This is a genomic window from Treponema saccharophilum DSM 2985, from assembly GCF_000255555.1.
Taxonomy (GTDB): domain Bacteria; phylum Spirochaetota; class Spirochaetia; order Treponematales; family Treponemataceae; genus Treponema_D; species Treponema_D saccharophilum.
This window is the reverse complement of record NZ_AGRW01000048.1, coordinates 65,451-86,361: the sequence shown is the minus strand read 5'-3', so window position 1 is coordinate 86,361 and position 20,911 is coordinate 65,451. Positions and strand designations below refer to the sequence as shown.

Sequence of the window (20,911 nt, the reverse complement as noted above, 5' to 3'; positions counted from 1 at the left end):
GGGAAGTGCGCCTTGTGGGGAAAAATCGGAACGCATTGATTAGCTGGCGTTTATCGTTGTTTTTTGGAGCGGGCGGTCGCAGCTCCACGATGTGGCGGGGAGTGCGCCTTGGTGGGAAAAATCGGAACGCATTGATTAGCTGGCGTTTATCGTTGCGGGGGCAGACGCAATAAGCGGTTTCGCACAAATTTTCATTTTTTTAGTCCTCCAGTGGAAATGACGAGAGACTATACAAAAAAAATACATTCAACTTTCTTTCAGGAAATTCTGCGCGGAAAACAAACACAAGATTGTCGGTTTTGTCAAAGATTAGCTTTTTTATTTTATTTGCCAAAGTTCTATACTTCCACAATCAAGATTTAAAAATCCGTATATATGGAGGAACAGATGAAAAAAATCAACAGGGCGGCTGTTGCCTCGCTGATTGCGGCGGGCGCGATGCTCGCGCTTTCATGCGGGCAGAAAAAAGTCGCCAACACGCGGGAATCGTTCACGCCGACGCAGGGATGGAATCTCTACATGCCGGGAACGAACAATAAGGACGACGTTCGCGACGACCTCGCGAAATCAGGCTGGCTGACGGGCGACAAATACGCGCCGCACTTCTCTCTTGTCGACGCGGACGAAGGCGGGCGCAAAGTCCTCAAGCTCAACACGCTCGACGGGGTGAACGACGCGATTGTCCTTCCGCTTTCGGGAAACGAGAAGAAAGTCTCGCTGATGTTCAAGGCGCAGGGAGCCGTTGACCCCGACAAGACGACGACGCCGTTCGGAATTCTCTACGCGTTCGTGCAGAAAGGCGGATACCAGACGCTTCTGAGGCACAATTCGTCGAACCAGATAAAAGGTTCCAAAAACCAGAGCCGCCTGACGGAAGACGGAAAATCATCGGGCAAAAAAATCGACATCGTAAGCGACTGGCACGACTACATTATGGTTTTCGACGTCGCGAATCCCGAGGCGATGACGGCGAAGCTCATAATCGACGGCGTTGTGCGCCATGAGGACATCTGCAAGAAGACGAACAACGACGGCGCGCTCGACTTTGCCGACGGCTCAAGCTATCTCATCGGCGACGGAAACTACCTCGAATTCGGCGAGAACGACGGCTCGACGAACGGATTCGGGCGGTACGCGTACCTTCTCGTCGTTGTCGATGACGACATCGAGAACATGTCTGTCGAGGAAATCGGAAAGAAAGTCAACGCCGACCTCGCGAAAGCTCCGTCATGCACGAAAGACCCGGGCCCGCAGAGCAAGCGCCCCGCCAAAAAGCCCGCAGGAATCAACATGCAGGCTGCTGAAATCGGAAAGCCCGACTCATACGTCGACAGGAGCGCAATCGAGAACGGGACAATCGACCTTTCATGCCTCCCCTACAGCCAGAACGAGACGAAAATCATAAGCACGGCACCCGCACTCCCGAAAATCGAGTTTGCGGCAAAAGTCGGCGAGAACGAGCAGTACAAGACGATAGCGTCGGCAATCGAGGCGGTTCCAGAAGGCTCCGCAATCCTCATCCAGCCCGGACTCTACTATGAGAAGCTCGTCATCACGAAACCGGGAATCACGCTTGTCGGAACGAACCCCGCCAACACAATCATATACGGATACGAGGCCGACACGGGCGGAATCGACGGGAACATCCTCGTCGAGGTCAACTACCTTCCGAAAGGAACAAAGACCGAGCCGGGCGCGAGCGCGTCCATTCCCGAAAAACCCGCGGAAAACGCATACTTCAACGCGGCGAACATCACGTTCTACAACAAGGGCGCGGAATGGAACAAGCAGTGGGGCGGAGCCGAACGGAGAAGCGAGACGCTCGGACTTAAGGGCGTGGACAAATCATACATCGAGAACTGCGTTTTCCTCGGTCAGCAGGACACGATTTATTTCCGCTCGGGAAGAATCTACATGAAGAACTGCTACATCGAAGGCGACGTCGACTACATCTGCGGCGGAGCGACGACGGTTTTCGACAACTGCCACATCCACACGCTCCCCTACGCCAACGGCGGAATCATCGTCGCGGCGGCTTCCGCGGACACGGGATATTCCTCAACGGCGCAGTTCGCGAACGGGTACGTTTTCAAAAACTGCCTCATAACGGCGGACGACCAGCAGCTTGAGCAGAAAGACGGAAAGCGCGTGACGCTCGGCCGCGGAACATGGGTCGGCGGAAGCGCGACGAAGGACTCGTCGACGGGAAAAATCGTCTACATCGGCTGCGATTTCGGCCAGGCGCTCAACACGAAGCTTTGGAACGACTGGGACTCAACGAACACGGTCGAAAAGGCGTTCTTCCGCGTCCACGGGGCGAAGGGCGAAGGCGCGTCGGTAACATCATCGGCGGCAGACCTTACGGCGGAGGAGCTTGCGCTCTACTCGGACAACGAGAAAATCCTCGGATTCGTCCCGTCTCTCGTAATGTCAAAATAAAAACATTCGCACCGTAAAAGCGAACACAAAACGATGCCGCGCCAGCGCGGCATCGTTTTTTTTAACTGACGCGGAAAACGCTGTTCGGTATAATCGACGCATGAACGAGAACGAAATCGACGGGCGTTTTGTCGCGCTCGAAATGAAAATCGCGTACATGGAGGATTTCATCGCGAAACTTCAGGAAGTCGCGGTCGAAAACCAGCGGACCATCGAAATCCTGCGGCAGGAAAACACCATTCTCTCCGGGCGGATTCAGGATTTGTCGGAGAACATCGAAATTCCGAACAGGAAACCGCCGCATTATTGATTGCGCCATGAAAAAACGGCGCCGGAACAGGCCGTCATCGAAAAAAAACGAAAACCAGTTCTGAAAATCCACGTCTCATATCGAAAGAGGTACTTAATGAACGTAAAATCATCAACGCAGTACAAACGCGAGCACAAAGCCGATTACGGAAAGGAAAGAATCGAGATTCTTTACGAGGACGACTATCTGTGCGTGATAAACAAACCGACAGGAATGCTCAGCTGCCCGTATCCCGGAAGCCGCGCACGGACGGCTCAGGACGCGCTTGAGCAGATTATGCGGAAAAAGGGAACGCTGAACGCGAACCACAAGCCGCTTGTCGTCCACCGGCTCGACAGGGACACGAGCGGCGTCATGATGTTCGCGTTCACGGAAAGCGCGCAGAAAATCATAATGGACACATGGCACGAAATGGTGACGGAGCGGCTTTACCACGCCGTCGCAGAGAACCCTAAGGACGCGCGCGATGCGCTCCCCGACTCCGGGCTTATCGACGAGCCGCTCGCGTTCAACGCGCACAACGTCGGCTACGTCCCGAAAAACGGCGGCAAAGATTTCGACAGCACGAAAATGAGCAGAAGCTCCGCAATCGAGCAGGGACTTTTGAAGACTGACAAAATCAAGACCGTTCCCGCACGGACGAATTTCCGCGTCGTTGCAAGAGGAAAAACGCACACGCTTTTCGAGCTTTCGCTCGACACGGGAAAGAAAAACCAGATACGCGCGCACCTTTCGAGCAAAGGCTACCCGCTTGCCGGCGACGAAAACTACCGCGCGCGCACCGACCCGTTCCACCGGCTCGCGCTCCACGCGCGCACGCTCGAATTCATCCATCCGTTCACGGAAAAAAAGATGATGTTCCAGGTTCCCGAGCCGGAAGAATGGCTCGAATACGTGAAAAAAGGCGACGAGAAGCCGGAGACTCCCGTCTGGATGAAGGATTTTGCCGACGCGAAGCGGAACAAGCGCCGCGAGTCTAAATCGGAATCAGCCCGCGTCGTCCTCGGCGAAAAACGGGTTTCCGCAAAGGAACGCGCGCACAGCGACTTCATATCGCTCGGAAAGAAGCGCCGGTAAAAGAAAAGCCATGCCCGGAAATGCGGACATGGCAAAATCAGAAAGAAAATCTTTTTTGACGAACCGTCCATTACGGCAGATTCCGCGAAAACATGCCGAATGGACGTTTTTTTGGCAGACAACCAGAAAAAATGCTGATGGTGTACAAAAAGTATGCCGGAAAAACGGCCGTCATTCCGAACGGATTTCGAAGAAATCCTGTTTCCGAATCTGCTGCAGCTCAGTGATGCTGAAAACGTGTTCAGCATTACAGATTTGATGCAACATGCTTTTCGTACCCCAAAATGCCATGCCGAACGGCTTTCCAAAAGAAAAATTAGACCTGAGCGACAACCTGTTCTGAAACTGCTGTTTCCAAACAGTTTTATTGCTCCAGCCTCTTTGATTCCGAGCGTGGTCGGGCACGGTTCCTTTTGAATCCGTCCGGAATGACAAAATAATTCCCGCGTTTTCAGTAGTCGATGAACGGCTTTTCAGGGCCTGAAATAACGACGTTCTCGAATTTCGCCCCAGGCGCGTTTAGGACGCGGAACGATTTTTCGGTGATTTCGGGAAGCCCGTAGAACATGTCGCTGTCCATCGGCGAGCATCCGGAAGTTTCGTCAGTCGAAAAATCGCAGTCCTGTATAATGAGATTGTCAATCGGCATTTCGGGAAGACCGGCGATAAACCCGGCGGAAGCCTTGCAGCCCTTCGCCGTGCATCCGATGATTTTTACGTCGTGGATGCGCGGAGTTTCGGGGACAATCGGCTGCTTCTCAAGGCTGAACAAAGCGCAATTCTTTTCCGATTCGGGAATTCCGCATTTGTAGTACATGTTCATCGCAATCGGGCAAAGCGTGTTGTTCATGACCATGTCGCGCAGCTCAATGTCGAAAATATCGCCGCCGCGTCCCCTTCTCGACTTAATCCTGATTCCGCGGTCGGTTCCGGAAAGGTCGCACCCGACGGCGTGAATGTGGCTCATTCCCGCGGCAGTCTCCGAGCCGATGACGATTCCGCCGTGCGCGTTCCTCACGGTGCAGTTGCGGATTTCCACGTTCACGGTCGGTTTAGCGCAGCGGATTCCGTCCGGGCCGGACCCCGACTTGATGCAGATTCCGTCATCGCCGACGGAAACGAAGCAGTCCTCGATGACGACGTTCTCGCACGAATCGACATCGATTCCGTCCGTATTCGGAGCCGTGTACGGATTGTCGATTTTTATTCCGCGCAGGGTGAGATTCTTGACGTAAAGCGGATGAACCGTCCAGAACGGCGAATCCTTTATCTCAATTCCCTCGACGGAAACGTTTTCAGCGAACGAAATCTCAAGGAGGCTCGGGCGGAGGAACTGAATCTCGCGTCCGCCGCCGCCGCCGGGCTGGTTCTCGTATCCGGGATTCAGCTCCGCAAGTATTTTCTCGTACATATCCTCGGGAGCGGACTGACCGCGCTCCTTCTTCGCTTTTTTCAGATTCCACCAGGTTTCGCCGTTTCCGTTCAGCGTTCCCTTTCCGGTTATCCTGACGTTTTTTGTATGAGAGGACAAAACGAGCGGGTGCATCGCAAAGCACTCGACGCCTTCCCATCGCGTAAAGACCGGCGTATAAAGGTTCGGGTCGGGAATGAACGAAATTTCCGAGCCTTCCTCAAGCTCAAGCGTCGTGTCGCTGGGGATTTCTATCGGTCCGGAAGCCCAGACTCCTTTGGGAACGGTGAGTTTTCCTCCGCCGTTCCTCGATATTTCGGCGAATGCAAGGGCGAACGCATTCGAATTGTTGAATTTTCCGTCACCTTTCCCACCGAAATCATCGATTTTCACTTCTTTCATATTTTCCTCTCTTCAGTTTTCTGCAATTGCGTAAAGAATGATTCATAAAGCGTGGCAAAGCAATTAAGTTTAACGCGAAGTAATTGCATTTTTGCGGAATATTCGCATGTTCAGACAACTTTCACATTGCGGCGAATCCCCGACTTTTCTGCAGGCAAGCGTTTTTATGCGCCCACCTGCAGAAAAAAAGGATTTCTCGAACAAAGATATTCTTTTTTTCAAAATCTATTGACAATATTTTCGCATTTCTATACTATCTAACCATTCCTAACGGGGAATTAGCTCAGCTGGCTAGAGCATCGGCTTTGCAAGCCGAGGGTCAGGGGTTCGAACCCCCTATTCTCCATAAAAAGCCTTCCATTTCGGAAGGCTTTTTTGTTTTCCATTCATATTGCGCGCCCGTAGATTCCGAAGCAAGTTCGGAATGACACAGACAAAAACCGCCGCGCTCTCCGCAATCCGAGAATACCACAGCACGCAAAAGCAAGCGCCGCTTACAGGACAATCCCCGCGAGTTCGTTTTCCTTTTCGTTCGGGAATTCAATCGAGCGGAAATTGCCGGCGGGACATTTCATGACGATTCCGTCGGCGAATACTTTTTTTGTGAGAGTCGGGAAGAAGCCGGGAAGAACGCGGGCAACGGAAAAGCCGAGCGAATCGTAAATGCTCCGCGCGCCAGTCCATTCGGAATCGACGAGCAGGACAACCTCGTCGACTAGCGGGAACGCGCCGCACAGGGATGCGACGGCGCTTTCGAAAAACTTTTTCCCCAGCCCTTTTCCCTGATATTCCCTCAGAAGCGCGAACGATGAGACATAGAGATATTTTCCGGAAGGAGAATGCGTGTCCTTTATGTTGTGCCCGAGCGCGAACCTGCGCGAGAACACTTTGTCGCTGTCGGAAGGCTGCGGCATCGAATCCCAAATCTCGGAGCAGAAGTAGCCGCACACGAGCGAGCCGCCGTTCTCTTTTACGGTTTTCTCGCCGCAGTCGCATAGAATCGGGAAGCCCTGCTGAAAAACCTTTATCCTTTTCTCGAACGCGCTTTTCTTTTCCTGAATAGACGGAATGAACGCCTGCCGCTCGATTCTCATAATCGCGTCGATGTCGAAACTTTGTGCCGGAAACAAATTCATGCAAAGATTCTAGCACAAAAAGCCCGCGCGATGTGCGCGGGCGAATGGATTACATCGAAAGGAGCGAGATAAGGACGCTCTTCCATGAAAGATTCTGGAAATCAAATCCATCAGAAATATTCGTGAATGTATTTTTGAAATCCTGCTGAAGAACAGGCGGCAACGTTGTCGTCTGCGTCGCGAGCACGGTCGGCTTTTTTGCAGCCATCGCGAGATAGAACGCATCCCACTTTGACGCCGACATCGTGAAACCATCGGACGATTCTTCTCCGTCATCGCCGACAGTCGTTCCGTTCGCGAACGTCTTCATTATGAACGAATTGTTCGCGATTCCCATAACGGTGCTTGAAGAATCGTTGCGGAGAATGACCGTAAGACCAGCCGGAATCGACGACACGTCGGAACGAAGTCCAGACGGCTTCTGTTCCGTTTCGGTGTAATAATAGTACATGACGAGCGTATTGTTTTCTTTTTCGTACGTATCCTTGTACCAGTAATTCGCGCCGAGCGCGACTTCATCGGTACAGCCGGAAAACAAAAGCCCTGCGGCAACAAGCGCAAGCGAAGAAAAAAGAGCGAACAGTTTTTTCATTGGAATCTCCTGATTTTTGTAAAAGATAAAAGATTGTTTAATTCTAACTTTAACAAGTAGCTATTTCAATAAAAAGAGCCGCCCCAAACGGAACGGCTCTTTGTTCGGAACACGTCAGAAACCGATTTTCACGCCGAGGAACGCGGACATTCCGGCGCCCATAAAGCTGCGCGTGAACGTCCCGCTCCTGAACGAGACGCCCGCGTCAAGCTCAAGCACGCGCGCGTTTATGAAGAACCCGAACCGCTGCGCAAAAACCTGGTCGAGGTACGCGGTTCCGAAACTCGCGCCGACGACGTTGAAAAGGTTCAGCTTCAAGTCGAGAGAATATTCGGGATAGAAAATCGCGTCATCCGAATACGGAGAGCGGACGACGAGACCTACCATCGGATAAAGCTCGAACCACTTTCCGAACGGGCGGAAAACCGCCTCCGCGCCGAGCCTGATTGGGCGGTACACGCGCACGGATTCCTTGCTGTACGAGAATTCTCCCATATCCTTGCTCACATTGTTCTCGCTTTCGTCGTTGAGCTTGCCTAGGAAATTCGACTGGTAGAAATCGACGGAAACAGTTCTCATCGCCTTGTACTCCAGTTTTCCGGCGACAATCGGAACGCGGAGGAACCCGCCGACTTCAAACATCGAACCAAATATCGGCCGCTCGACGTTTATCGAAAGGTCGACGCCTCCGTTGCCCAGCGCTTTCTGAAACTGCTCAGCCACCTCAAGGTCGTCGACGAAATCCTCGTCCGTGCCGACAACGCGCGCAAGGTCGAACGCGGAGAAAACCTCCAAATCGGCAGTCGCCCGCGCGCGAATCTCGCCTTCCCGCGTCGTGCTGCAGCTCAGCTTCGCCTTCGTTTTGGGAATGTAGACGAGCGGAATGTAGTACGACGGCGAAACCGTAATCCCGAAACCGGCGATTTTCATCATGAGCGAGGCGCCCGCATCGAGGTACGCGTCGCCGTACAAATCGATGTCCATCGACTTCGACTCGCCGACGGAAAAGCCGCTTCCGAGAACCTCGAAAAGCTCGTGCCCGATGTTCATGTTCCCGGTCGACTCGATGCCCGCAAAGAAGCCGAGCCTGAACGATGACGTCGGATTCACGTTAAGGAACGTTTTGTCGCGCGCGAACATCTCGATGTTCCATCCTGAATCGGGAACGTCTTTTTCCATTGCCTGCAAATCGAGGACGAGATTTTTTACGAGAAGCTCGCTCGCCGCAAGATAGTTGTTTGAAAAGCCGCCCTCAGCCTCCGTGCCGATTTCCACGATGCGGTTGGGCTTGTGGAGCTCAGCAGTCGCAACCGAGGAAACGAGGGCGGACGCAGCGATGAAAGAAATCAGTTTTTTCATTTTCGTGCCTCCTTATTCGCCGCTATCTTCAGAATTCCAGACTTCCGCGCTTCCGCCAGTCGTCAGATTGAACACCGCCCACGCCCCGAACGAGGCGTCGCGCGTTATCCGAATGAAATCGTCCTCGTCGCTCGTCGTCTTGCTTATGGTCGCGGAGATTGCGGGCGTGAACGGGCTTTTCGACATGATTTTCGAAATTTCGGATTTGTCCATCGAGAAGGAATGCTCCTCCCCGTCGAATTCGATGCTCTTGTCCTCGAAAAATTTCTCGCCGTCAACCGTGTTCGACGATATTTTCGCGCTGAAATCGAGGTTCATCCCGTTCGTGAATTTGTATTCGCAATTGATGTTCTCGATGAAATCCGAATATTCGTCGAAATCGCTGCCGTCTTCCCCGTCGTCGCGGTTGAGGAGGTCGCCCTCCTGCGCGGAGCCGGCAAAATCGAGCAGGTCGTCGATGACGATATCCTCGATGATTTTGAGCTTGAGCGGGAAGCGGAGGATGATGCTCACCGTCGCCGTCGCGTTTTCGGCATTCTCGTCCAGCATCGCCTCCAGGAACGCCCTCACCTCGTCCTCATTGTCGAATTCGATTGAGGGAGTCAGCTCGTAGTCGATTATGACTTTCTCGTGCTTGACGTAAAGCCCGCCAACTTCCTCGCCATTTATGAACGCCGTCATGTTATCGCCGTTAAGCTCGGCAGACATCGGATACTGCTCCGTATCCGAAACGAAATCGGTCGAAATCACGCCGTTATCGTCGGCAAGAGAGGCAAGGTCGGGTGTCTCATCGACGGCTGAAACGGGGGTCAGGGTCGCATCGACGAGGTTGTAGGGCGTGGCGGCTTCTGTGTCGCTTCCCTTGACGTCAATTCTTCCGATGAATTTTATATCCGAATCGATTCCGTCCTTGTCGATGTACGCGTACGCCTTCACGCCGGTGAACCCGATTTTGTTGAAGATGTCGCTGTAATCGGTCCTTTCAGAACTGTCAGAACCGCCATCCTCGTCGTCGGACGACGCGAACGAATCGAAAATCGACTTGAAATTCAGCCCCGTGTCGATTGTCGCGCTGAGCCTGTCCGCGGTGTAGACGTATTTTCCGTTCGTTTGCGGCACTGCCGCGATGACATCATTTATCGCCGCATTTTTCGCTGCCTCGACAGCAGCTTCCGGCGCTCCTTCAAGGGCACCGAGCGCGCTCTGAATCGTCGTTTTAAACGAAGCCGTCGCGATTTCCTTCCGCTCGACCTGATATTCCATTATGTACTCGATTATGGAATCGCCTGAATTTTCCGGGTTGAATTCATAGACGGTGAGATTCGCGCTCGACGAATTGATGGCGTCCTGCACTTTCTGCGCGCTGAATTTCTCCGAAATCTTGAATTCGGTGCTGCCGAGAGGAAAACCGTACTTCGCGCCCTCGGATTTTACGGTAACCGATTCGGGAACCGTAAGGTCGGAGCATGAGAAGAGGGGAACCGACGCCGCAATGACGGCGATTCCTATTTTTTTGTGGAGTTTCATAAAAACCTCCTTTTTCTGACTATGATTTTTTATGCGAGAAGATACATAGATAAGTAGAATTCGATAATCGTAAGATTATCTTAACACGCCGCTATTTTCCGTTCAATCGGAAAGCAAAAATAAAGAACAAATTTATGTTTTTCCCGACAAAAAACACCCGGACGAAAACTCATCCGGGCTGATTGCCTATGCGCGTTCAGAAACGTCCCGCGTCATTTTTTTCCGGCAAGAAGCGCCGCAAACGGATTGTAGCTCATTCCGTCGTCGTCGCGCGCGCTTTTCCGCGGGCGCTCGCCGCGCTCGCTTTTTGCGGAAGGAGCCTTCGCGCCGCCCTTCTTCACGACGACGACGCGCTTTTTCCCGTCGGCGTCGTTCCTCTGCGATGCGGAGTCGCCCTTCGGCTGCGCGTTCGTCTTGAGGGAAAGAGAAATGCGCTCACGGTCTTTGTCGAGCGCGATAATCGTGAATTCCTTCACGTCGCCGACTTTTATGACGTCCATCGGATTCGAGACGAACGAATCGGAAAGCTCGGAAACGTGGATGAGCGCCGTCTCGTGAAGACCGATATCGACGAACGCGCCGAAATCGACGACGTTCTTGATTTTTCCCGTCACCTTCATCCCGACTTTGAGGTCGCCGAACGACAAGACGCCCTTCTGCATTATCGGAGCCGGATAGCCGTCGCGCGGGTCGCGGTTGGGCTTTCCAAGCTCGTCGATTATATCGTCAAGAGTCGTCTCCCCGACGTTGTACCGCTCCATCAGCGATTTCTTCACGTCGGCGGGAACGCTCTTCTTCGACTGGACGAACGAAAGAAGCTCGCGGGCGACGTCGTAATTTTCCGGATGAACCCACGTGTTGTCGAGCGGGTCGGCGGATTCGGCAATCTTGAGGAAACCCGCGCACTGCTCGAACGCTTTCGGACCGAGCCCCGGAACCTTCTTCAAATCCTCGCGGCTCATGATTTTTCCGTTCTCGTCGCGGTACTTCACGATTTTCTTCGCGAGGCTCGCGTTGATTCCGGAAACGTATTTGAGGAGCATGTAGCTCGCCGTATTGAGGTTCACGCCGACCTGGTTCACGACGCTTCCGACAACCTCGTCGAGCTGCTCGGCCAGCTTCTTCTGGTTCACGTCGTGCTGGTAAAGACCGACGCCAATCGATTTCGGGTCGATTTTGACAAGCTCGGCAAGCGGATCCTGAAGGCGCCGCCCCATCGAAATCGCGCCGCGAATCGTAAGGTCGAGGTCTGGGAATTCCTCCGTGGCGACGGGGCTTGCGGAATAGACGGACGCGCCGCTTTCATCGACGACAGTGTACTTCACGTCCGCGTCGGCGTAATTTTCGCTGATGACTTTGCTGACGACCGCCTGGACTTCCTGCGAGCCGGTTCCGTTACCGACGGCGACGACCTGAATGTCGTACTTGTCGATTGCGTCGTTCAGAAGCCGGTACGCCTCGTCGGGATTCTGCACCTGGAAAATCTTGAAATAGCCGAGGAATTTTCCCGTCTCGTCGAGCGCGGCGCATTTCGTTCCCGTCCTGATTCCCGGGTCGATTCCCAAAACGCGGCTTCCTTTTATGGGCTGCGTCATCAGAAGGTTTTTGAGGTTCTCGCTGAAAATCCCGATTCCGTGCGAGTCAGCCTCGTCCTCCTCGTCGCTCCTGATTTCGCGGACAACGGCGGGTGACAGAAGGCGGACGAGCCCGTCCTCGACGGCTTCCGCGTGGTATTTGTTCCGTATGTCAGCCTTTTTTTTGAGAAGCTCCACGGCATCGTCGACGGGAACGTCAATGCTCACGGAAAGCGCGCCCTCGCGCTCGGCACGGTTTATGGCGAGAATGCGGTGCGGCTTCACCTGCGAAAGCGGCTCCGAATAATCCCAGTACATCTGGTATTTGCTCGTCTTCTGCGCCTGCTCCTCCGTCATTCCCTCGGGGACGATTCCCTTCGTGTTGATTGTCCCGTCGGCAATGTAAAGCTCGTGCACCTTCGCGCGGTTGTCCGTGTTCTGCGCGGTACGCTCCGCGATGATGTCCATCGCGCCGGCAATCGCGTCCTTCGCAGACGCAACGGAAAGCTCGGGATTCTCGGCATCCTCGCGCACGAACTCACCCGCGCGCTTCTCGATTTCCGCGTCGGAAAGGCTGAGCATGTCGTCGGCAAGCGGCTCAAGCCCCTTCTCCGCCGCGACCATTCCGCGCGTCTTCTTCTTTTTCTTGAACGGCGCCCACAAATCCTCAAGCTCCGTGAGCGTCTTCGCGTTCATGACGGCTCCGTAGAGCGATTCTGTCAGTTTTCCCTGCGAGAACACGCCGCGCACAATCTCAAGACGGCGCTCCTCTATGTTCCTGTACGATTTGAACAGATGGTCGCAGTCGGTGACCTGCACCTCGTTGAGGTTTCCGTGTTTTTCCTTCCGGTAGCGCGAGATAAACGGAATCGTGCATCCTTCGTTCACCAAACCGATGACAGCCGAAACCTGCGTCGTCCGTATTCCCAGCTCGTCGGCGATTCTTCTCATAATGTCGACTTCGTTCACCGTGAGCGAGTCGATTTTTTCCTGTGTGAATTCCATAGTAATTCGATTCTAGCGAAAAACCGTCGCGGGGCAAACACATCGAAAAAAACTCTTTTGGGGAAGCATCATCCGCCACCGCGCAAGGCTTTACCGAATACTTTTTTTTTGTAGAGTGATTTAACTTTCACATAAGGAGGAATGTAATATGAAAAGCATTCTAAAATTTTTCACAGCAGTAATGCTGCTCGCAGCATCATTCGGCGTAATTTCCTGTTCGGACAACGAGGACGATTCGCCGAGTGTTACCGCCACTTATTACGGAGCTGGAGCCGGAACGATTGACGGCGTAAACATGACCATCACCATGAAGACAAAGTTCTATGACAACAAGGAATTTGTCATCGACCTGACGATGACGGCTGTCGGCGAGACTGTCGCATCTTACAGCGGTACCTTCTTTCTCGGAACCTACACCGGCAATCCGACAAAAGACGGCACGGTTAAAATGACAATAGCAAAAGAATATGACTTCGAGCAGAAGAAGCTCGTTGACATTCCGTCATCAGAACGCGAGGAAGAATCATTCGTAATTTCTGCCGGAAAAGCCGAAATAGGCGAAATTTTTGACGACGGTTCAGTCATAACACTTCAGAAGCAGTAATCGTCGCAAAAAAAATGTGCCCGGATTTTCGGGCACAAAAAAAACGCCCGCAGGGAATTTTCCTTGCGGGCGTTCGTTTTATAAATCAGCCGGCGATGGTGTTCTGCTCTTCCTTAGTGCGCTTTATCGTTCCCGCAAAGTAGGAAATCGCGTCGATTCTTTCCGTCGCTGCGGTGAACGACGCGAAATGAGAGCGGTCGTTTATGAGGCGGACGAATTCGTCGAAGAGGAATCCCGTATCGAGCGGGCCGCTCGATGCCTCGGGATGGAACTGAACGCTGAACGCTGGCGTGTCCGTGTAGACGATTCCTTCGCACGTTCCGTCGTTCGTGTTGACGAAGCTCATCACGGCGCCGGAGGGAAGGGAGTCGTTCTCCACGGCATATCCGTGGTTTTGGCTTGAGATGTAGACGCGCCCGGTCGCAAGATATTTCACGGGCTGGTTCGCGCCGCGGTGACCGTACTTGAGCTTGCTCGTTTTTGCGCCTTTCGCGAGCGCGAGAAGCTGGTGGCCGAGGCAGATTCCGAAAATCGGCACGCCCGAACCGAGAAGCTTCCTGATTTCCTCGATTATTCCGACGTTCTCGCTCGGGTCGCCGGGACCGTTGGAGAGCATGACCCCGTCGGGGTTTTCCGCGAGAATCTGCGCGGCTGTGGAAGAGCACGGCATCGTGACGACAGAAAGCCCGCGCTTGAGAAGCTCGCGCCGGATGTTCGCCTTCGCGCCGAAATCCCAAAGGACGACTTTCTTTCCGCGGCCGTCCCTCATCGCGTCCTCGGCATCGTTGACTTTCGTTCCGTCAGCGCGGACGGGAACAGCCCGGTATTTCGCGCTTTCCTCGAATACCGTCGCCGAATCCTTCTCGATTCCGACCGCATCGCAGGAGACGGATTCAACAGCGTGCTCAATCCTGTATGATTTTATGGTTTCCAGAAGCTTAGCCTTTCCGTCAGCGTCGTCAAGAGCCGCAAAATTCCGCTTTGCCTCATCGCTGTCGCCGGAAATTATCATTCCGTTCATGACGCCTGCCTCGCGGAGAACTTTCGTAAGCGCGCGCGTGTCGATTCCGCACAGCCCGATGACGTTCTGCGATTTCAGCCATTCGTCAATCTGTCCCTCGCACCTGAAGTTCGAAGGCTCGTCGCACCATGAGCGGACGATGTACCCCCGGACGTGAATCCTCGCGCTCTCGAAATCGGGAGAAATTTTTCCATAATTTCCTACGAGCGGAAACGTCTGCGTAACAATCTGCCCGAAGTAGCTCGGGTCGGTGAGCGTCTCGATGTAACCGTTCATTCCCGTCGTGAAGACAGCTTCCCCAACGATGCACCCTGAAGCGCCGAACCCTTTTCCTTCAAAGACTTGTCCATTAGCCAGGACGAGGCATGCTCTGTTTTCCATAGTAAAACACAATTTTACTGAATTGGCGCTTGCGGGGCTACACGCGTTCTTAGTTCGGCTTCATCGGAGCAAGCGTGCGCCGATGCGCGGGGCGCATCTTCCGTGCCCAGAGGGCAGTCGCGGGGCTACACGAGTTCTAAGATTGGCTTCATCTGAGCAAGCGTGCGCCGATGCGCGAAAGCGCATCTTCCTTGCCCGGGAGGGCAGTTTGCGCGGGGCTACACGAGTTCTTAGTTCAATTTCATCGGAGCAAGCGTGCGCCGATGCGCGGGGCGCATCTTCCGTGCCCAGAAAGGGCAGTCGCGGGGCTTACACGAGTTCTTAGCTCGGCTTCATTGGAGCAAGCGTGCGCCGATGCGCGGGGCGCATCTTCCGTGCCCAGAAAGGGCAGTCGCGGGGCTTACACGAGTTCTTAGCTCGGCTTCATCTGAGCAAGCGTGCGCCGATGCGCGAAAGCGCATCTTCCTTGCCCGGGAGGGCAGTTTGCGCGGGGCTACACGAGTTCTAAGTTCGGCTTCAATGGCAATTAGAACGCGCAACGGTTAAGCATCCCGCGTTCCTCTCACCACGGAAGGTCGCGCACGCGACCGGCGCACGCTTGCTACAACAAGGCCAATCTTAGAACACGAAAAAGGACTAAGCAGCCCCATCCCCCCGCACGGGAAGGTCGCATGCGACCGGCGCACGCTTGCTACAACAAGGCCAATCTTAGAACGCGAAAAAAGGACTAAGCAGCCCCATCCCCCCGCACGGGAAGGTCGCATGCGACCGGCGCACGCTTGCTACAACAAGGCCAATCTTAGAACGCGAAAAAGGACTAAGCAAGCGCGTTGTTTGATTCATTCTGTTTCGGTAAAATGGAGCTGTATTTCACTTTATCGAGGACAAAAATGCCAAAAATCGAAGTCAACGAAAAACTTTTTTTCAACCTTCTTGGGACAAAATACGATTACGATACGCTTGAGAAAAAACTCACTTGCGGAAAAGCGGAGCTTGACGAGAAGCCCGACATGTCGCAGGGCGAGGACGAGCGCGTCATCAAAATCGAGTTGAACGACACGAACAGACCGGATCTTTGGTCGACGGGCGGTGTCGCACGCTGCCTCCGCCTTCACGGGGGAGCGAAAAGGAGCGACTACTCGTCGTTCATGTCAAAGGAAGGCGCTATAAAGGACTGCGGGGACAGAATCGCATACGTCGACGAATCCATCAAAGAAGTCCGCCCGTTCATGGTCAGCTTCGTCATTTCCGGAAAGCCGATTGACGACCCGATGCTCAAAGACATAATCCAGACGCAGGAAAAACTCTGCTGGAACTTCGGGCGCAAGAGAAAGACGATTTCGATGGGAGTTTACAGAAGCGCGCAGATAAAGTGGCCGGTGCATTACAAAGGCGTCAATCCCGACGAGACGAGCTTCGTCCCGCTCGGATGCGACGCGCCGATGACGTGCCGCCAGATTCTGAGCGACCACCCGAAAGGAAAAGATTTCGGATGGATTCTCAAGGACGCGAAAAAATTCCCGCTCCTCACCGACGACAACGGCGAAGTCATGTCGATGGCGCCGATTATCAACTCGGCGACGCTCGGTGCCGTCCAGGTGGGCGACAAAGATTTGATGGTCGAGCTTACGGGCGACAACATGGAGAACCTCATCCTCTCGGCGAACATCGTCGCGTGCGATTTCCATGACGCGGGGTACGAGATTCTGCCCGTCAAGGTCGTCCATCCGTACGAGACGGGATTCGGAAAGGAAATCACCGTCCCGTTCTATTTCCAGAAAACAACGAAGGCGACGCTCTCCGCGATAAACAAAAAGCTCGGAAGCAAGCTCACGAAGGCGGAGGTTCTCGACGCGCTCGCCCGCCTGGACAACGACGTCGAATCGAACGACATTCCGTGCACGGAGAAAACGGCAAAATACTGCCCTGCAGGAACGGACACAGAATTCACACTCTCTCCCGCGCCGTACAGGAACGACTTCCTCCACGAGGTTGACGTCATCGAGGACGTGATGATTGGAATGGGCCTCGACTTCTTCAAGCCGGAGCGCCCGAGCGAATTCACCGTCGGACACCTTTCGCCCGTGACGCTCTTCAGCAGGAAGGCGAAGGAAATAATGGTCGGTTTGGGATATCAGGAGATGATTTTCAACTATCTCGGCTCAAAGCGCGACTACATCGACCGCATGAACATCAGCGCCGACAACGTAATCGAAATCCTCAACCCGATGAGCGAGAACTACCAGTTCGTGCGCCCGTCAATCATCGCTTCCCTCCTCAGGGCGGAAAGCGCCGCGGCGAACGCAATCTTCCCGCACAAGATTTTCGAAATCGGAAAAGTCGCGTTCCTCGACAGCGCGGAGAACACCGGAACGAAGACAATCCAGTCGCTCGGATTCCTCACGGCGGCGAACGACGCGAATTTCAACGCGCTTGCGAGCGAGGTTTCGACAATCCTCTATTATCTCGACCACAAATACGAGGTGAAGGAAACTTCCGACCCGCGCTTCATCCCCGGACGTCAGGCGGGAATCATCGTGAACGGCGTTCAGGTCGGCGTTTTCGGCGAAGTCCATCCGCAGGTTCTTGAGAACTGGCAGATTTCCGTTCCGTGCGTGGCGGGAGAAATCAACGTCGAGTCGCTCATGCCGAACAGCACAAGCGCGAACGAATCGAAGAAAGACGAAAAGAAATGCGATGCCGCTGAATTCGACCAGGCGGAATACTTCAACAGCCACATCCAGCTTCTCGTCGCGAAAATCGAGAAAGTCGAATGCAACCCGAAGGGCGACAAACTCTACATCGAGACGATGGACGACGGTTCCGGAACGCCGAGAATCATCCAGTCGGGTCTGCGCCCGTATCTTTCGGAATCGGACCTTCTCGGAAAGCACGTCATCATCGCGGCGAACCTCGCCCCCAGAAAGATGAAGGGCGTCGAGAGTTTCGGAATGCTCCTCGCATGCGACTACACCGAGAACGGCGAGGAAAAAGTCGAGCTTCTGACGGCTCCGTGGGCAAAACCCGGAACGCAGATTGTCCTTGAAGGCTGCGGCGAATTCGAAAAGCCGGCAAAAATCGACATCGACAAATTCTGCAAAGTCGAATACAACATCAGGAACAACACGATGATGATTGCCGGAAAGAAGGCGCTTGCCGACGGAAAGGAAATCAAAACGGAAAAAGCGAACGACTGCGATGTGTGCTAGGCGCGCACGTTGTTTCACGAGGGTTATTCGTTGAATGGAGTGCGCGCGGGCGGCAAACCGCACGGCGGTTTCCGCCCCTTGGAACGCGTTTCGGGATAACTAGGCGCGCATTCTGTTTTATGAGTGCCATTCGCTGGCGGAGTGCGCGCGGGCGTGAAATCGCACGGCGGTTTCCGTTCCTTGGAACGCGTTTCTGAGTAACTAGGCGCGCATTCTGTTTTATGAGTGCCATTCGATGGGGAACGGGACAGGCAAATCTGTCCCGTTTTTTTGTATTTGCGCGGAAAAATCGGGAAAAAATCGGCGCGATTCGGTATGATTTTTCCCATGAAAATAATAGACAAAATCAATGAGAAAAAAGTCACGGTCTCGTTCGAGATTTTCCCGCCGAAGAAGCAGGACGCGTTTGATTCCGTAAAAAACACCGCGATAGAGCTGACATCGCTCAGCCCGGATTTCATATCGATAACATACGGGGCGGGCGGCTCCACGCAATCGAACACGGCGGAACTTGCGGCGGCCGTGGAGAACGCGGGGACTGCCGCGCTGGCGCACCTCACCTGCGTGCGCTCGACACGGGAACAGCTGACGGAATCAATCGGAACATTCAAATCGAAGGGAATTCAGAACATACTCGCGCTTAGGGGCGATTTTCCGAGGGACGCATCTGAAGACGAGAACGTCTTTCCGTCGGGGCTTGTCCACGCGAGCGACCTCGTTCCCGTGCTGAAGGACGCTGGTTTCTGCGTCGGCGGCGCGTGCTACCCCGAAAGCCATCCCGAAAGCGCGAACAGGGACGACGACATCGAGCTTCTGAAGAAAAAAGTTGACGCAGGTGTCGATTTCCTGACGACGCAGATGTTCTTCGACAACGACATGCTGTATTCGTTCCTCTACAGATTGCAGTCGGCGGGAATCCGTGTTCCTGTCATCGCGGGAATCATGCCGATAACGAACGCGAACCAGGTTTCGAGGATGATTGACTTGTCGAACGCGTACATTCCCAGAAAACTCCTTTCGATTTGCGACCGGTTCAGGAACAGCCCCAACGCGATGAGGCAGGCGGGAATCGCATATGCGACAGACCAGATAATCGACTTGATTTCGAACGGCGTCCGCGGAATCCACATCTACACGATGAACAAACCCGACATCGCGCGCGAAATCGTCAGGAACGTCGATTCGATTGTCGCTGCCGTGAACGGCGAGAGCGCGGCAAAGTAGGAGCGCGCGGAAACAGCTTCGATTAAGGGACTGTTCTGAACAGCAGCTGGTTCCTGCCATGCCGAACGACTTTCGCAAAAAAGTTTGTTTCGGCATCGCTTGTACAGATTCAGAAGCACGGTTTCTTGCGAACGCCCGTTTCCGCATGGCAAAAGAAAATCAACCGTTTTTCAGACAAGCGTTTCCAAAAAAACGCCTATTTGACGTCCGAAACGGATTGTATGAGCGCGCCCGTCTTTTCGGAAGGCTTCACGGCGCGCATCTCCTTCTCGCGCGATTCCCGCTCGAAAACCTTTTTGTACGATTCGTCCATTATGATTATGCAGTCGAGGGCGATTCCCTGCTCCGCGGCGAGAGACGTCACGAGATTTCTGTCCACGGGAAACGGCCCGCGCGGATGGGGATGCGGCTCGGCATCGCCAATCAAAACGATTTTCTTTTTTGCGTCGCGGTTCCAGTCGTAATAGCGGACGCTCGCGTACAACGCCTCGAACACAGCCTCGGGACGATCGTCCCCGCCGTGAATGTACGCGCTTTTTATCCATTTCGCGAATTCATCGACCGATTCCGTGAACGCGAAATATTTTACCGGAAGCCCGTCAAAGTCGTATTCCTCGCCGTAATCCTTGTAGAGGACAAGCCCGAGCCTGACGTGGCTGAATTTTCTGAGCTGCACTTTCAGTTCGGGAATCCAGACGTGGTACAGCTCCCAAAAATCGTCCTTCATGCTTCCGGTGGCGTCAATCGCGAAGACAAGCTCGGCTTTGTCCGCGCCCTCCATCTCCGAAAGCGATTTCTTCAGCTGCGGCGGAAGCTGCCGCGCCCCGAACGAATAGAAGATGTTGCCCTTCCCGCCCTTCGCAATCTTGTTGAATTCCTCCTCCGCCTTCGTCTTGAATTCCTCGCTTTCCTTCTCGTCGATTACTTTCACGCGGAACGGATTGTCGTCATACGCTCCGGAATAGTCGCAGAAATATTTCTCGAACGTGCGGATATTGAGGAACGTCCCGTCGCGAACCTCGATTTCCCCGTGGCGCGTCCACGAATAGCCGAACACGAGCTTTTTCGGAACGTATATATGGAAACATTCGCCGAGAACAGGATGAACCTCCACCGTCGTCGCAACGAGCGAATACCGCGCGGACGGAGAATCCAGCTTCTTCCCATTGAGCATCCGTATCTCGTCACCGTTTATGCGGTTGTATTTCTCCGCGCGATACGCGAAATTGTCGAGCTTCCCGCGCGGGTCTTTCGTCGATTCGGCAATCAGCACGCTGTTTATGCTGCCCTTTTTCCTTATGAACAGATGGAATCCGTTCCCGTCATTCACGATATCGTTCTGGCTTTCGGGCACGACGAGCAAATCTTCAGGCGAAAGCTTGAGGTCTCCTTTTGACGCGAAAACGGGAACTGCTGCAAACAACGCGAGCAAAACAAATATCCTTTTCATACGATTCCTCCAAAAGCCACTCCCATTCTATCGGCATTTTACATCGGAAAGCAGAAAGCAAAAAGCGGAGAACCGCATTTCTGCGGGCGCACGCTCCGACTGACGGGAAATACACTAGATTTTCAATGCGTGCCTCTGCCGCAGAACCGCCCTTGCATTTCTGCGGGCGCACGCTCCAACTAACTGGAAA

At 53.9% G+C, this 20,911-nt stretch carries 15 protein-coding genes and 1 tRNA gene; 8 read left to right on the top strand and 8 right to left on the bottom strand.

Translation table 11 applies throughout. The annotated features are described in order from the left end of the window. The first annotated feature begins 387 nt into the window (after positions 1 to 387). From TRESADRAFT_RS08345 to TRESADRAFT_RS16035, 4 genes are all read left to right on the top strand, one after another. Positions 388 to 2,439, top strand: a complete 2,052-nt coding sequence (locus TRESADRAFT_RS08345) for a pectinesterase family protein (protein WP_002704712.1) — start codon at positions 388 to 390, stop codon at positions 2,437 to 2,439. A 100-nt stretch (positions 2,440 to 2,539) separates the two neighbouring features. Then, entirely contained in the window at positions 2,540 to 2,749 is a 210-nt protein-coding gene (locus TRESADRAFT_RS08340; protein WP_002704710.1) for a SlyX family protein, read from the top strand. A gap of 96 nt (positions 2,750 to 2,845) precedes the next feature. After that, positions 2,846 to 3,826 carry an RluA family pseudouridine synthase gene (locus TRESADRAFT_RS08335; protein WP_002704708.1) on the top strand — a complete coding sequence of 327 codons (981 nt, stop codon included), beginning with the start codon at positions 2,846 to 2,848 and terminating at the stop codon, positions 3,824 to 3,826. A gap of 153 nt (positions 3,827 to 3,979) precedes the next feature. Further along, positions 3,980 to 4,243, top strand: a complete 264-nt coding sequence (locus tag TRESADRAFT_RS16035; RefSeq protein ID WP_141607267.1) for a hypothetical protein — start codon at positions 3,980 to 3,982, stop codon at positions 4,241 to 4,243. A 34-nt stretch (positions 4,244 to 4,277) separates the two neighbouring features. Here TRESADRAFT_RS16035 and TRESADRAFT_RS08325 read toward each other — a convergent pair whose 3' ends face one another. Beyond that, positions 4,278 to 5,639, bottom strand: a complete 1,362-nt coding sequence (locus TRESADRAFT_RS08325) for a glycoside hydrolase family 28 protein (RefSeq protein WP_002704707.1) — start codon at positions 5,637 to 5,639, stop codon at positions 4,278 to 4,280. A gap of 272 nt (positions 5,640 to 5,911) precedes the next feature. Here TRESADRAFT_RS08325 and TRESADRAFT_RS08320 point away from each other — a divergent pair. Beyond that, positions 5,912 to 5,985, top strand: a tRNA-Ala gene (locus tag TRESADRAFT_RS08320). Between the two features lie 148 nt (positions 5,986 to 6,133). Here the strand turns inward: TRESADRAFT_RS08320 and TRESADRAFT_RS08315 are convergent. The 5 genes from TRESADRAFT_RS08315 to TRESADRAFT_RS08295 all read right to left on the bottom strand — a co-directional run bounded on the left by TRESADRAFT_RS08315 (position 6,134) and on the right by TRESADRAFT_RS08295 (position 12,832). Then, positions 6,134 to 6,775 (bottom strand): GNAT family N-acetyltransferase, encoded by a 642-nt coding sequence (locus tag TRESADRAFT_RS08315; RefSeq protein WP_002704705.1) that lies wholly within the window; start codon positions 6,773 to 6,775, stop codon positions 6,134 to 6,136. Positions 6,776 to 6,824: 49 nt separating this feature from the next. Then, complete coding sequence (locus TRESADRAFT_RS08310; protein ID WP_002704703.1) at positions 6,825 to 7,367, bottom strand: hypothetical protein; 543 nt, start codon at positions 7,365 to 7,367, stop codon at positions 6,825 to 6,827. Positions 7,368 to 7,481: 114 nt separating this feature from the next. After that, positions 7,482 to 8,726 carry a hypothetical protein gene (locus TRESADRAFT_RS08305; protein WP_002704701.1) on the bottom strand — a complete coding sequence of 415 codons (1,245 nt, stop codon included), beginning with the start codon at positions 8,724 to 8,726 and terminating at the stop codon, positions 7,482 to 7,484. 12 nt (positions 8,727 to 8,738) lie between these two features. Further along, positions 8,739 to 10,253, bottom strand: a complete 1,515-nt coding sequence (locus TRESADRAFT_RS08300; protein WP_002704699.1) for a hypothetical protein — start codon at positions 10,251 to 10,253, stop codon at positions 8,739 to 8,741. 212 nt (positions 10,254 to 10,465) lie between these two features. Continuing rightward, positions 10,466 to 12,832, bottom strand: coding sequence for a helix-hairpin-helix domain-containing protein (locus tag TRESADRAFT_RS08295; protein ID WP_002704697.1), 2,367 nt, complete (start codon positions 12,830 to 12,832; stop codon positions 10,466 to 10,468). Between the two features lie 148 nt (positions 12,833 to 12,980). Here TRESADRAFT_RS08295 and TRESADRAFT_RS08290 point away from each other — a divergent pair, with 148 nt between their 5' ends. Then, positions 12,981 to 13,436 carry a hypothetical protein gene (locus TRESADRAFT_RS08290; RefSeq protein WP_002704696.1) on the top strand — a complete coding sequence of 152 codons (456 nt, stop codon included), beginning with the start codon at positions 12,981 to 12,983 and terminating at the stop codon, positions 13,434 to 13,436. Positions 13,437 to 13,521: 85 nt separating this feature from the next. On the opposite strand, the gene TRESADRAFT_RS08285 is transcribed toward TRESADRAFT_RS08290, so the two are convergent. Next, positions 13,522 to 14,838 (bottom strand): carbamoyl phosphate synthase small subunit, encoded by a 1,317-nt coding sequence (locus TRESADRAFT_RS08285; RefSeq protein WP_002704694.1) that lies wholly within the window; start codon positions 14,836 to 14,838, stop codon positions 13,522 to 13,524. Positions 14,839 to 15,728: 890 nt separating this feature from the next. Between TRESADRAFT_RS08285 and pheT the strand changes: the two genes are divergently transcribed. After that, complete coding sequence (gene pheT, locus TRESADRAFT_RS08280) at positions 15,729 to 18,047, top strand: phenylalanine--tRNA ligase subunit beta (RefSeq protein WP_002704692.1); 2,319 nt, start codon at positions 15,729 to 15,731, stop codon at positions 18,045 to 18,047. A 327-nt stretch (positions 18,048 to 18,374) separates the two neighbouring features. After that, positions 18,375 to 19,271 carry a methylenetetrahydrofolate reductase [NAD(P)H] gene (gene metF, locus TRESADRAFT_RS08275; protein WP_040842707.1) on the top strand — a complete coding sequence of 299 codons (897 nt, stop codon included), beginning with the start codon at positions 18,375 to 18,377 and terminating at the stop codon, positions 19,269 to 19,271. A 196-nt stretch (positions 19,272 to 19,467) separates the two neighbouring features. On the opposite strand, the gene TRESADRAFT_RS08270 is transcribed toward metF, so the two are convergent. Then, positions 19,468 to 20,721, bottom strand: a complete 1,254-nt coding sequence (locus tag TRESADRAFT_RS08270; protein WP_002704690.1) for a vWA domain-containing protein — start codon at positions 20,719 to 20,721, stop codon at positions 19,468 to 19,470. Positions 20,722 to 20,911: the final 190 nt, after the last annotated feature.

Excerpts from the sequence above, each read along its gene's own strand:
- TRESADRAFT_RS08345 (WP_002704712.1), top strand. The coding sequence starts at position 388 with ATGAAAAAAATCAACAGGGCGGCTGTTGCCTCGCTGATTGCGGCGGGC.
- TRESADRAFT_RS08340 (WP_002704710.1), top strand. The coding sequence starts at position 2,540 with ATGAACGAGAACGAAATCGACGGGCGTTTTGTCGCGCTCGAAATGAAA.
- TRESADRAFT_RS08335 (WP_002704708.1), top strand. The coding sequence starts at position 2,846 with ATGAACGTAAAATCATCAACGCAGTACAAACGCGAGCACAAAGCCGAT.
- TRESADRAFT_RS16035 (WP_141607267.1), top strand. The coding sequence starts at position 3,980 with ATGCCGGAAAAACGGCCGTCATTCCGAACGGATTTCGAAGAAATCCTG.
- TRESADRAFT_RS08325 (WP_002704707.1), bottom strand. The coding sequence starts at position 5,639 with ATGAAAGAAGTGAAAATCGATGATTTCGGTGGGAAAGGTGACGGAAAA.
- TRESADRAFT_RS08315 (WP_002704705.1), bottom strand. The coding sequence starts at position 6,775 with ATGAATTTGTTTCCGGCACAAAGTTTCGACATCGACGCGATTATGAGA.
- TRESADRAFT_RS08310 (WP_002704703.1), bottom strand. The coding sequence starts at position 7,367 with ATGAAAAAACTGTTCGCTCTTTTTTCTTCGCTTGCGCTTGTTGCCGCA.
- TRESADRAFT_RS08305 (WP_002704701.1), bottom strand. The coding sequence starts at position 8,726 with ATGAAAAAACTGATTTCTTTCATCGCTGCGTCCGCCCTCGTTTCCTCG.
- TRESADRAFT_RS08300 (WP_002704699.1), bottom strand. The coding sequence starts at position 10,253 with ATGAAACTCCACAAAAAAATAGGAATCGCCGTCATTGCGGCGTCGGTT.
- TRESADRAFT_RS08295 (WP_002704697.1), bottom strand. The coding sequence starts at position 12,832 with ATGGAATTCACACAGGAAAAAATCGACTCGCTCACGGTGAACGAAGTC.
- TRESADRAFT_RS08290 (WP_002704696.1), top strand. The coding sequence starts at position 12,981 with ATGAAAAGCATTCTAAAATTTTTCACAGCAGTAATGCTGCTCGCAGCA.
- TRESADRAFT_RS08285 (WP_002704694.1), bottom strand. The coding sequence starts at position 14,838 with ATGGAAAACAGAGCATGCCTCGTCCTGGCTAATGGACAAGTCTTTGAA.
- pheT (WP_002704692.1), top strand. The coding sequence starts at position 15,729 with ATGCCAAAAATCGAAGTCAACGAAAAACTTTTTTTCAACCTTCTTGGG.
- metF (WP_040842707.1), top strand. The coding sequence starts at position 18,375 with ATGAAAATAATAGACAAAATCAATGAGAAAAAAGTCACGGTCTCGTTC.
- TRESADRAFT_RS08270 (WP_002704690.1), bottom strand. The coding sequence starts at position 20,721 with ATGAAAAGGATATTTGTTTTGCTCGCGTTGTTTGCAGCAGTTCCCGTT.